Below are 10,865 nucleotides of genomic sequence, written 5' to 3' on the forward strand. Positions count from 1 at the left end.
GGGGCCGACGCGCAGCGAGCGCATCGCGAGCTCGGCCGCGGTGAGCTCGGCCACGGCCGCGAGCGGGGGCGAGAGCGCCTGGCCGTCGAGCAGCGCCAGCGCGGCGGCGGCTTCGGCCAGGCGGCCGAGCAGCAGCAGCCGGCGCGCCGCGATGAGCCGCGCCTGCCGCGCGTTGGCAAGATCGTCGTGCGCTTCGAGCGTGGCAGCCGCCGCCGCGAGCGCACGTGGCGTGCCGCCGAGGTCGCGCATGGCCATCGCCACCTCGGCCTCGGCGACTACGCACCGCGCACGCGCGAGCTCTTCATGCGCGCCGAAAGCCCGCGCGGCGCGGCGCAGCAGTTCGCGGGCGCGCGGGTGTTCGCCCAGCTGCGCCATGGCGATGCCGCGCAGCGCCAGCGCGGGCGGATCGTCGCGCAGCGCGACCCGCTTGAGGGCGCCGAGCGCATCCCCGGCGGCGAGGGCGCGGGCGGAGGCGGCGATCAGGGAATCCATGGGCGCCGAGGCTACACCGGCCCACGGGTCCGGCTCGGAGGCTTCCTCCTGTCCTACACGCGCCCCATGGCACGGCCCCGAGCATGGCGCCATGAGTAAATCGATTCTTGTGTGCGTGAGCGCGGCCGCGTTCTGCGCAGTGGCCGTCGCCGAACCCGTGAAGATCCCCGTCGACAGCGGCGAGAAGGGCACCGTCTATGTCGCCCCCAACGTCAACCCGACCGAAACCTCGGCCTACACCAAGGGCGCGACGGTCGGCGTGGAGCGGCCCGACGGCAGCGGCACCTACATCGGCACCGACACCTCGATGCCGCGCCCCGTCTATTCACTCGGCGCGAGCACGGGCGGAAACACCTCGTTCAGCGGCGGCGTGACCTCCGACGGCAAGGCGAACAACGGCGTGAAGGCCGGCGTCACCATCAAGTACTGATGCGACAGGCGCGAAGAACGTGGCGATGACCTTACTGTCTCGCGTACGCCTTCCGCCCCTTGGCCTCGGCGGCCTGCAGTTCCCTGGCGGTGAGCACATAGGCCGTGTTGCCGACCAGCCGCCGCACCGCGAGGTCGATGAACGCCTTCGCCCGCGCGGGCTGCGCGGCGCGGCTGCCGTAGTACACGAAAGTGCTCGAGTGGTCGTCCACATGTCGCGTCAGCAGCGGCACCAGGCGGCCCTCGCGGATGTGCGTCGCCGAGATCACGCCTGTCATCAGCCCGAGCACATGGCCGGCCAGCACGGCCTCGGTCTCCAGCGCCTCGTCGTTGATGCACAGCGCGGGCACGACGTGATGCTCGACGCGCGCGCCTTCCACTTTCACGTACCAGGGCAGCACCCGTCCGGTGCCCGGGTGGCGAAAGGCGCTGCAGCGGTGCGCGGCGAGTGCGTTCAGGCTGTCCGGCGCGCCATGCTGCGCGAGGTACGAAGGTGCCGCGCAGATGATGAGCTGCGACGGAAAGAGCCGCCGCGCGATCACGCCCTCGGCCGTCGATTGCCCCACACGAAAACCCACGTCCACGCGGTCTTCCACCCAGTTGCCGATGCGGTCGTCCAGCTGCACGTCGGGCTGCACGCCGGGGTGCTCGCGGCAGAACTCGTCGAGCAGCGGCCACAGCACGGGCGCGAAGGTCGAGCGAGGCCCCACGATGCGCAGCGGCCCCGCGATCTCGTCCTTGGCCTGTCGCGCCATGTGCAGCGCGCGCTGCAGGCCCAGGAGCGCGGGCTGTGCGGCTTCGAGAAACTGCCGGCCCTCGTCGGTGAGCGACAGGCTGCGCGTCGTGCGGTGAAAGAGCCGCACGCCCAGGTGCTGCTCCAGCTGGGCCAGCGCCTGGCTCGCCGCCTGCGGCGTGATGCCCTGCGCGGCAGCCGCCTGGCGAAGGCTGCCGAGCTCGGCGGTCTTGGCGAATGTGGCGATGGAACGCAGTTCGTTGATGGGCATGGGCTGCTCCTTTCGGCGCACTCATTATCAAGAGCAACTTGCCAGTCCTTCAAGGTTGGAGGGGCTATTCGCATGCCGGACGGAAACCTAAAGTGAGTTCACGGGCCGCGCCGTGGGCGTCGGCCGTTCTTCCCCTGCGCGCGGACCCGCCCCCTTGGCGGCGCGCGCATCCCCCGATGAAAAAAGGAGCGAAAGCGACATGACCACGACGACGCCCGACAAATTCACCATCTCCCGACGCGGCCTGCTCAAGACCGGTGCCGCGGCCGCTTCGGTGCCGACGGCACTGGCCGCCGCCCCGGCCGTGGCCGCTCCGGCCCCGGCGCCCGGCGGCGCGGCGCTTGCCCGCGTGACGCTCGTCGTCAACGGCAAGACGCAGCGCCTGTCGCTCGACACGCGCACCACCTTGCTCGATGCGCTGCGCGAGCACCTGCACCTCACAGGCACCAAGAAGGGCTGCGACCACGGCCAGTGCGGCGCCTGCACCGTGATGCTCGACGGCCGGCGCATCAACGCCTGCCTCACGCTCGCGGTGATGCACGAGGGCGCGAAGGTCACCACCATCGAAGGCCTGGGCGCACCGGGCCGCATGCATCCGATGCAGACCGCGTTCGTCAAGCACGATGGCTACCAGTGCGGCTACTGCACGCCGGGGCAGGTCTGCTCGGCCGTGGGCATGCTGGGCGAAATCGCGCAGGGCGTCCCGAGCCATGTGAGCGCCGATCTCACGGCCAGGCCACAGCTTTCGACCGTCGAGTTCCGCGAGCGCATGAGCGGCAACATCTGTCGATGCGGGGCCTACAGCAACATCGTCGACGCCATCTCCGAGGTGGCGGGCGTCGCGGGAGCAAAAGCATGAGAGCCTTCACCTACGAGCGCGCCACTTCGCCCGCGCAGGCCGTCTCGGCCGCGGCACGCACACCGGGCGCACGCTTCATCGCGGGCGGCACCAACCTGCTCGACCTCATGAAGCTGGAGATCGAGACGCCCGGCCACCTGATCGACGTCAATGGCCTGGGCTTCGACAAGGTCGAGAGCACGCAGAACGGCGGCCTTCGCATCGGCGCGCTGGTGCGCAACACCGACCTCGCCGCGAACGAGCGCGTGCGGCGCGACTACGGCGTGCTCTCGCGTGCGCTGCTCGCGGGCGCATCCGCCCAGCTGCGCAACAAGGCGACCACCGCGGGGAACCTGCTGCAGCGCACGCGCTGCCCGTACTTCTACGACACCAACCAGCCGTGCAACAAGCGCCAGCCCGACAGCGGCTGCTCGGCCATCGGCGGGTTCAGCCGCCAGCACGCGGTGATCGGGGCGAGCGAGGCATGCATCGCCACGCAACCGAGCGACATGGCCGTGGCGATGCGCGTGCTCGATGCGGGCGTGGAGACGGTGCGCACCGATGGCTCGCGCCGCACGATCCCGATTGCCGACTTCCACAGGCTGCCCGGCGCCACGCCGCAGGTCGAGACTGCACTCGAGCCCGGCGAGCTCATCACGGCGGTCACGCTGCCGGCGCCCGTCGGCGGCAAGCACGTCTATCACAAGGTGCGCGACCGCGCGTCGTATGCGTTCGCGCTGGTCTCGGTCGCCGCGATCGTGCAGCGCGACGGCTCGGGCCGCGTCGCGCTCGGCGGCGTGGCGCACAGGCCTTGGCGCGTCGAAGCGGCCGAGCGCGAATTGCCCCGCGGCGCAGCCGCCACCACCGCCGTGCTGCTGGCCGGCGCCCGACCGACCGAGCAGAACGCCTTCAAGGTGACGCTGGTCGAACGCACCCTCGATGCGGTGCTGGCAGATGCCAAGGAAGCCAGGAGCTGAGCGATGAAATTCGACACACCCGCCACCACCAACCCGATCGACCAGCTCAAGGTCGTCGGCCAGCCGCTGGACCGCATCGACGGCGCGCTCAAGACCACGGGCACCGCGCCCTATGCCTACGAGCGCCATGACGTTGCGCCCGATGCGGCCTACGGCTACATCCTTGGCGCGGCCATCGCCAAGGGCCGCATCGTCGCCATCGACCAGGCCCGTGCCAGGGCCGCGCCCGGTGTGATCGCCATCGTCACCGCCGAGAACGCGGGCAAGCTGGGCAAGGGCAACTTCAACACCGCGCGCCTCCTGGCCGGCCCCACGGTCGAGCACTACCACCAGGCCGTCGCGCTGGTGGTGGCCGAGACCTTCGAGCAGGCCCGCGCCGCCGCGCAGTTGCTGCGCGTGGAATACGCCCGCACCGAAGGCGATTTCGACCTGGCCGGCGCGAAGGCATCGACCGACAAGCGCACCACCGACAGCAACAAGACCGTCGGCGATTTCTCGGACGCCTTCGGCAAGGCCGAGGTGAAGCTGGACGAGACCTACACCACGCCCGACCACTCGCACGCGATGATGGAGCCGATGGCCTCCACCGCCGCATGGCGCGGCGACAAGGTCGTGGTGTGGACCTCCAACCAGATGATCGACTGGACCCGCACCGACCTCGCGAGCACGCTGGGCATTCCGAAGGACAACGTGCGCCTGGTCTCGCCGTTCATCGGCGGCGGCTTCGGCGCCAAGCTGTTCCTGCGCGCCGACACGCTGCTGGCGGCCGTCGGCGCCCGCATCGCGCGTCGCCCGGTGAAGGTGGCGCTGCAGCGGCCGCTGGTGGCCAACAACACCACGCACCGGCCGGCGACCATCCAGCGCATCCGCATCGGCGCCACGCGGCAGGGAAAGATCACCGCCATCGGGCACGAGAGCTGGTCGGGCAACCTCGTCGGCGGCAAGCCCGAGAACGCGGTGCAGCAGACCCAACTGCTCTATGCCGGCGAGCACCGCCTGACGGGCACCAGGCTCGCATCGCTCGACCTCCCGGAAGGCAATGCGATGCGCGCGCCGGGCGAGGCGCCGGGCCTCATGGCGCTGGAGATCGCCATCGACGAACTGGCCGAGAAGCTCGGCATGGACCCGGTGGAGTTTCGCGTGCTCAACGACACGCAGGTGGACCCCGCGAACCCGAACCGCCGCTTCTCGCAGCGCCGCCTCATCGAGTGCCTGCGCACCGGCGCGCAGCGTTTCGAATGGGCACAGCGCAACGCGAAGCCGGCGCAGCGGCGCGAGGGCCGGTGGTGGATCGGCACCGGCCTGGCGGCTGCGTTCCGCAACAACCAGGTCATGAAGTCGGGCGCTCGCGTGCGGCTCGACGGGCGCGGGATCGTCACGGTCGAAACCGACATGACCGACATCGGCACGGGCAGCTACACCATCATTGCGCAGACCGCGGCCGAGATGATGGGCGTGCCGATCGAGAAGGTCGTGGTGCGCCTGGGCGACTCGTCGTTCCCGGTGTCCGCGGGCTCGGGCGGGCAGTGGGGCGCGAACAGCGCGACCGCGGGCGTTTACGCGGCCTGCGTGAAGCTGCGCGAGGCCGTCGCGCAACGCGCGGGGCTCGATGCGTCCACAGCGAGCTTCGCCGATGGCATGGTTCGCGCCGGTGGGCGCAACGTGTCGCTTGCCTCGGTGGCGGGCGAGGGCGGCCTCGTGGTCGAGGACACGATGGAGTTCGGCGACCTCACCAAGCAATACCAGCAGTCCACCTTCGGCGCGCATTTCGTCGAAGTGGCCGTGGATGCCTACACCGCCGAAGTGCGCGTGCGCCGCATGCTCGCCGTGTGCGCGGCGGGGCGCATTCTCAACCCCAAGTCGGCGCGCAGCCAGGTCATCGGCGGCATGACGATGGGCGTGGGCGCGGCGCTGATGGAAGAGCTCGCGGTCGACAAGCGCCAGGGCTTCTTCGTCAACCACGACCTGGCCGGCTACGAGGTGCCGGTGCATGCCGACATCCCGCACCAGGAGGTGATCTTCCTGGACGAGACCGACCCCATGTCCTCGCCGATGAAGGCCAAGGGCGTGGGCGAGCTGGGCATCTGCGGCGTCGGTGCGGCGGTGGCAAACGCCATCTACAACGCGACCGGCGTGCGGGTGCGCGACTACCCGGTCACGCTCGACAAGCTGCTGGGGCGCATGCCTTCGGAGGCGATCTGAATGGGCCGGATGAGGCCAGGTGCGGGGACGAGGCCTGCGACTAGACTCCCGTGCATCACTGCATGAGGAGACCCTTGATGTCGATCGACACCCTCGCCACCTGGCACCGGCTCGTCAAAGAGCGCGACGTGAAAGGGCTCGATGCCCTGCTTGACGACAACGCCGTCTTTCTCTCGCCCGTGGTCCACAAGCCGCAGCTGGGCAAGGCCATCACCGCGAAGTACCTGGGCGCGGCCTTCCACGTCTTCTTCAACGAGACCTTCCGCTATGTTCGCGAGCTCGAGGGCGACCGCGATGCGGTGCTCGAATTCGAGGTCGAGATCGACGGCATCTCCGTCAACGGCGTGGACATGATCAAGTGGAACGACGCGGGCAAGATCATCGAGTTCAAGGTGATGCTGCGGCCCTTGAAAGCCGTCAACCTGATCCACGAGAAGATGGGCGCGATGCTGCAGGCCGCATCGTCCTTGTCTTGACCGGCGCGCATAAGGCATTGCGTTCGATACAGAACCGTTCGGGCTGAGCCTGTCGAAGCCTTGCGTGGCGCTTCGACGTGCTCGGCGTGAACGGTTTGTCTTTTCGAACGCGCTCCGTATCAGACCAGCGTGCCGTACACGATGAACCCGTCGTGCGTGGCTACCTTGTCGTAGAGCGTGCGCCCGGCCGTGTTGGTCGTGTGCGTCTGCCAGTACACGCGGTGGCCGCCCACGCGCTTCACATGCGCGTACACGCCCTCGATCAATTGCCTTCCCACACCCTGGCCGCGCTCCGACGGCAGCGTGAACAGGTCCGACAGGTAGCAGGTCGGCTCGATGCGCGTCATGCTGCGGTGAAAGAGGTAGTGCGTGAGCCCCACGAGCTGCCCGTCGCGCTCCGCCACGAGCGCATGCACCGGCTCGTAGGCGTCGAAGAAGCGCTGCCACGTGACCTGCGTGATCTCGTCGGGCAACGCGGTCGGGCCCTCGCGTCCGTAGAAGGCGTTGTAGCCGTCCCAGAGCGGCTTCCAGCCTTCGTAGTCTTCGGGCACCGGGGGGCGGATGAGGAGGGAAGAGGTCGTCATGCTGCGGATTGCAACACGACTCGGCCCGCCGCTTCCGACCGCTATTTTTCGTCGCGCAGCCAGTACCACTTGTAGAGCGCGCGCTGCCCGATGCGCCGGAACGGCGCGAACGCGCGCGATTCCACCAGCCCCATCACGTTCGGGAAGGGCAGCGGCGAGCGGTAGATTGGCAGCTCGAACACCTCCTTGCCCGCGTCCTTGCCGGCCAGGCGCTCGGCCAGCCGCTTGCCGGCCCAGGTCGAGAACGACACGCCGTTGCCGCCGTAGCCCACCGCGTACCAGATCTTCTTGCCCGCATCGGGCTGCGTGATGCGCGGCATCATGTCGTGGCTCATGTCCACCCAGCCCCACCACGAGTAGTCGATGCGGATGTCGGTGAGCGGCGGAAACTTGCGCGCGATCGCATCGGTCAGCAGCTTCAGGTGCACCGGGTCTTCGGCGTCCGCGCCGCTCACCGCGCTGCGGCTGCCGATCTGCAGCCGGTTGCCTTTGAGGAGCCGGTAGTAGAAGCGCAGCGTGCGCGTGTCCGTCAGGAAGGTGTGCGACCTGAAATTGGTCGCGGCCAGTTCCGCATCGGAGAGCGGACGCGTCACCACCGAGTTCGAGAGGATCGGCATGATCCGGTTCTTGAGCATCGGGCTCAACGCTTGTCCCGTGTAGCCGCCGGTGCATACCGCCACGCGGCGCGCGCGCACCGTGCCGGCCGGCGTGCGCAGGTGATGCACTCCGTCGATGGTGTGCCAGCCCTGCACCGGGCTGGAGGTATGCACCGTCACGCCCAGGGCGCGCGCCCGGCGCATCAGCCCGAAGGTGAACTTCAGCGGATGGATGCCCACGCCCTCGGCCTCGAACATCGCGCCCTTGGCCTCGCGCTCGTCGCAGTAGTCGCGCCGCAGCTCCTCGGTGCCCATCATGCGGGTCGCGTAGCCGAAGGTCTCGCGCATGAGGCGCGCCTCGGCTTCGAGGCCGGCGAGCTTCTCGGGCCGGTGCGCCAGGTAGAGGTGACCGCCGTCGAAGGCATCGCAATCGATCTGCGTCGTGAGGTGGCGGAAGTTCTCGAAGCCGCCGCGGATCTCGGCGTCGAGCTTCTTCGCGGTGTCCAGGCCCCAGCGCTCGATCCACTGCGAGCGCTTCAAGCGCCCGCTCGCGTTCTGGCCCTGACCGCCGCTGCGGCTGGAGCAACCCCATGCGGCCTGGTTGGCCTCCAGCACCGTGGCCTGGATGCCGTGCTCCTGCGCGAGGTAAAGGGCGGTCGCCATGCCCGTGGCGCCCGAGCCGATGATGGCCACGTCCACGTCGATGTCGGTCACCAGGGGACCGTCGTCCTCGGGCGGCGTGCCGGCGCTGGCCACCCACCAGGTGGGTGCGTAGGCGCGGCCCGCGCCGGGGTCGGGTGCGAGCAGCGGGTCGTATTGCGGGTCGTAGGGGCGGAACGGGTCTTGGGGCGGTTGCATGGGAGCGGCGCCGTCGATGGTCGCGGCGCTGGCGGCACAGGTGAATCGGGCGGTCCCTGCTGCGATGGTCATGAGAGGGCTCCAGTGAGGAAGGCGGTGGCGGCCGGCCTTCGTGCTTGCTCTTGCTTGCGCTACTTCGCCGCAGGCAGGTTCGGCCTGGCCTTGCGGAACACGTTCTTCAGGTGGATCTTTCCGTCCCTGAAGGTGAAGACGTCGATGCCGTCGGTCTCGATGCGGCTGCCGTCGGCGGCGGTGCCGGTGAAGGTCCATTGCGAGGTGCCGAAGTCGCCGTGCACGAAGTGCCGGCCGTTGACCCACTGCGCATCGGGCACCGCCTGCCAGGCGCCCGCGAACGCCTTGCGCACCGCCTCCGTGCCCACATGGCGGGTACCGCAGGCGTCGGGCCCGGCAGCGGTCTGGAAGATGCAGTCCGGCGTCATGAAGCCCATCAGCGCGTCGATGTCGTGGCGGTTCCAGGCGTCGCTGAAGGCGGCGAGGGTGTCGGTGGTCACTGGAGAAGAGGAAGAAGGCTGGACGGTCACGCGGGAGCTCCGGGGCGGAAATGGATTGGCTCAAGCCTAGGCAGCGGGGTGCCGGCGCGATAGGTCCAGATGAGGGAATTCGACCGAGCCAGAACGCCGCCAGAGCGCCCCGGCCCACGATGCCTGCCCTAAACTGCGGCGCACCATGCCCCCGAATCCGCGATCCACCCAGTGGGCGCAGCTTTTCGCGCTGCCCGACCAGCCCGCATTGCCGCTGCAGGCCCGCTTGCGAACCGCGGTGGTGCAGGCGATCCTCGAAGAGCATCTCGCGCCCGGTGCGCCGCTGCCCTCGTCGCGCGAACTGGCGGCCCTGCTCGGCTTGAGCCGCAACACCGTCACCTCGGCGTACCTGCAGCTCATCGACGAAGGCTTCCTGGAAGCGCGCCCGCGCAGCGGCGTGTTCGTGGCGCACAACGCGCGCCCGCTCTCCGCGGTGCATGCCGAGCCGCTGGTCGGCCGCAGCGGCCAGGCGAGCCAGCCGCCCGACTGGTCGGGTCGCGTGCTGCGCTCGCTGGTCGACAAACCCACGCTCTCCAAGCCCGACCGGTGGCGCGACTACCCGTACCCCTTTGTCTACGGCAACTACGACCCGCAGCTCTTTCCGACCGAAGACTTCCGCGAGTGCTGCGCCCGAAGCCTCGCGCGCTCGCAACTGCCGCACTGGACGCCCGACTTCGAAACCGACGACGTGCCCGACCTCATCGAGCAGATCCGCACGCGCTTGCTGCCCAAGCGCGGCGTGTTCGCGCTGAAGGAAGAGATCCTCGTCACCATGGGCGCGCAGCACGCGTATTACCTTCTGGCCGAGGCGCTCTTCGACGAGCAGACCCGCGTGGGGCTCGAGGAGCCCGGCCATCCGCATGCGCGCAACAGCTTCTCGCTGCGGCAGCCCAAGTGGGTGGAGGTCGATGTCGATGAAGACGGGCTCGTGGTCGATGCGCTGCCCGCCGCCGACTACCTCTTCGTCACGCCCTCGCACCAGAGTCCGACGACCGCCACGTTGAGCCTGGAGCGACGGCAGTGGCTGCTGCGCAAGGCGGAGCTGCAGGACTTCGTGATCATCGAGGACGACTACGAGGCGGAGAACCTGTACGAGGGGGCGCCAATGCCTGCGCTCAAGAGTCTGGACAAGACGGGGCGAGTGATCTACGTGGGGTCTGTGTCGAAGAGCCTGTCGCCTGCGTTGCGGCTGGGGTTCATCGTTGCGCCTCGGGCGTTGATCAAGGAGCTTCGGCTGATTCGGCATGCGATGGTGCGGCATCCGAGTGCTTTCTTGCAGCACGCCTATGCGCTGTTTCTTTCGCTGGGGCATCACGAGTCGCATGCGCGGCGGGTGAATCACGCGATGCAGGAGCGGTTGGCTATTGCGGCGCAAGCGCTGCGGGATCATTTGCCGGATTTCGAGTTTCGGCTGCCTTCGGGAGGGGCTTCGATTTGGGTGCAGGCGCCTACCTGGGTGGATGCCACTGAGCTTTCTTTGATGGCGCGGAATCATGGGGTTTTGATCGAGGCGGGGGATGTGTTCTTTGCACGGCCGCCGTATCCGTGTCCGTTCTTTCGGCTGCGGTTGTCGTCCATTGCTGCGTCGCAGATTCCGGCTGGGATTCGGGCTCTTGGGCTTGCTGTCGAGGAGTTGGCTTTGGCGCGGGGTGAGAAGAGGGCTGCTGGGCTTCGTTCGCACTGAACTGGTTTGTTTTCCGAGGCCGGGTCTCGGCCCGGCGGCCGACCTACTTTTCTTTGCTTTCGCCAAAGAAAAGTAGGCAAAAGAAAGGCGACCCCGCTGTCTGCGACCCTTCGCTGCGCTGCGGGCAACCTGCGGTGCTCGCGTTTCGCGGGGTCTCGCAGAACTCGCTTCGCTCAAACAGCT

At 68.8% G+C, this 10,865-nt stretch carries 10 protein-coding genes and 1 pseudogene; 6 read left to right on the plus strand and 5 right to left on the minus strand.

Going from position 1 to position 10,865, the window contains the following annotated elements; genetic code table 11:
- Nucleotides 1–492: pseudogene (locus RT97_RS26085) on the minus strand (helix-turn-helix domain-containing protein); the annotation flags it as partial.
- 91 nt (nt 493–583) lie between these two features.
- Here RT97_RS26085 and RT97_RS26090 point away from each other — a divergent pair.
- Nucleotides 584–922, plus strand: a complete 339-nt coding sequence (locus RT97_RS26090; RefSeq protein ID WP_042581766.1) for a hypothetical protein — start codon at nt 584–586, stop codon at nt 920–922.
- A 31-nt stretch (nt 923–953) separates the two neighbouring features.
- Here the strand turns inward: RT97_RS26090 and RT97_RS26095 are convergent, their stop codons facing one another.
- Nucleotides 954–1,925 (minus strand): LysR family transcriptional regulator, encoded by a 972-nt coding sequence (locus RT97_RS26095; protein WP_042581767.1) that lies wholly within the window; start codon nt 1,923–1,925, stop codon nt 954–956.
- A gap of 199 nt (nt 1,926–2,124) precedes the next feature.
- Between RT97_RS26095 and paoA the strand changes: the two genes are divergently transcribed.
- The 4 genes from paoA (at nt 2,125) to RT97_RS26115 (ending at nt 6,418) form a co-directional block, all read left to right on the plus strand.
- Complete coding sequence (gene paoA, locus RT97_RS26100) at nt 2,125–2,784, plus strand: aldehyde dehydrogenase iron-sulfur subunit PaoA (RefSeq protein ID WP_042581768.1); 660 nt, start codon at nt 2,125–2,127, stop codon at nt 2,782–2,784.
- Complete coding sequence (locus tag RT97_RS26105) at nt 2,781–3,740, plus strand: FAD binding domain-containing protein (protein WP_042581769.1); 960 nt, start codon at nt 2,781–2,783, stop codon at nt 3,738–3,740. Before paoA ends, RT97_RS26105 begins: the two co-directional genes overlap by 4 nt.
- Nucleotides 3,741–3,743: 3 nt before the next feature.
- Nucleotides 3,744–5,942, plus strand: coding sequence for an aldehyde oxidoreductase molybdenum-binding subunit PaoC (gene paoC / locus RT97_RS26110; protein WP_042581770.1), 2,199 nt, complete (start codon nt 3,744–3,746; stop codon nt 5,940–5,942).
- 77 nt (nt 5,943–6,019) lie between these two features.
- Nucleotides 6,020–6,418 carry a nuclear transport factor 2 family protein gene (locus RT97_RS26115; RefSeq protein WP_042581771.1) on the plus strand — a complete coding sequence of 133 codons (399 nt, stop codon included), beginning with the start codon at nt 6,020–6,022 and terminating at the stop codon, nt 6,416–6,418.
- A gap of 119 nt (nt 6,419–6,537) precedes the next feature.
- Here RT97_RS26115 and RT97_RS26120 read toward each other — a convergent pair whose 3' ends face one another.
- From RT97_RS26120 to RT97_RS26130, 3 genes are all read right to left on the minus strand, one after another.
- A complete protein-coding gene (locus RT97_RS26120; protein ID WP_042581772.1) occupies nt 6,538–7,002 on the minus strand; it encodes a GNAT family N-acetyltransferase in 465 nt (154 codons plus the stop codon).
- Nucleotides 7,003–7,043: 41 nt separating this feature from the next.
- Complete coding sequence (locus tag RT97_RS26125; protein ID WP_042581775.1) at nt 7,044–8,456, minus strand: NAD(P)/FAD-dependent oxidoreductase; 1,413 nt, start codon at nt 8,454–8,456, stop codon at nt 7,044–7,046.
- Between the two features lie 131 nt (nt 8,457–8,587).
- The gene (locus tag RT97_RS26130) at nt 8,588–8,998 is read right to left on the minus strand and encodes a nuclear transport factor 2 family protein (protein ID WP_042581773.1); all 411 of its coding nucleotides are present in this window, start codon (nt 8,996–8,998) and stop codon (nt 8,588–8,590) included.
- A 145-nt stretch (nt 8,999–9,143) separates the two neighbouring features.
- On the opposite strand from RT97_RS26130, the gene RT97_RS26135 reads away from it, so the two are divergent.
- Complete coding sequence (locus RT97_RS26135) at nt 9,144–10,682, plus strand: PLP-dependent aminotransferase family protein (protein WP_042581774.1); 1,539 nt, start codon at nt 9,144–9,146, stop codon at nt 10,680–10,682.
- The last annotated feature ends 183 nt before the right edge of the window (nt 10,683–10,865 follow it).

It is taken from the genome of Variovorax paradoxus (assembly GCF_000834655.1).
GTDB classification, from domain to species: Bacteria; Pseudomonadota; Gammaproteobacteria; order Burkholderiales; family Burkholderiaceae_C; genus Variovorax; species Variovorax paradoxus_F.

Coding starts and splice junctions, on each gene's coding strand:
- RT97_RS26090 (WP_042581766.1), top strand. CDS start 584: ATGAGTAAATCGATTCTTGTGTGCGTGAGCGCGGCCGCGTTCTGCGCA.
- RT97_RS26095 (WP_042581767.1), bottom strand. CDS start 1,925: ATGCCCATCAACGAACTGCGTTCCATCGCCACATTCGCCAAGACCGCC.
- paoA (WP_042581768.1), top strand. CDS start 2,125: ATGACCACGACGACGCCCGACAAATTCACCATCTCCCGACGCGGCCTG.
- RT97_RS26105 (WP_042581769.1), top strand. CDS start 2,781: ATGAGAGCCTTCACCTACGAGCGCGCCACTTCGCCCGCGCAGGCCGTC.
- paoC (WP_042581770.1), top strand. CDS start 3,744: ATGAAATTCGACACACCCGCCACCACCAACCCGATCGACCAGCTCAAG.
- RT97_RS26115 (WP_042581771.1), top strand. CDS start 6,020: ATGTCGATCGACACCCTCGCCACCTGGCACCGGCTCGTCAAAGAGCGC.
- RT97_RS26120 (WP_042581772.1), bottom strand. CDS start 7,002: ATGACGACCTCTTCCCTCCTCATCCGCCCCCCGGTGCCCGAAGACTAC.
- RT97_RS26125 (WP_042581775.1), bottom strand. CDS start 8,456: ATGCAACCGCCCCAAGACCCGTTCCGCCCCTACGACCCGCAATACGAC.
- RT97_RS26135 (WP_042581774.1), top strand. CDS start 9,144: ATGCCCCCGAATCCGCGATCCACCCAGTGGGCGCAGCTTTTCGCGCTG.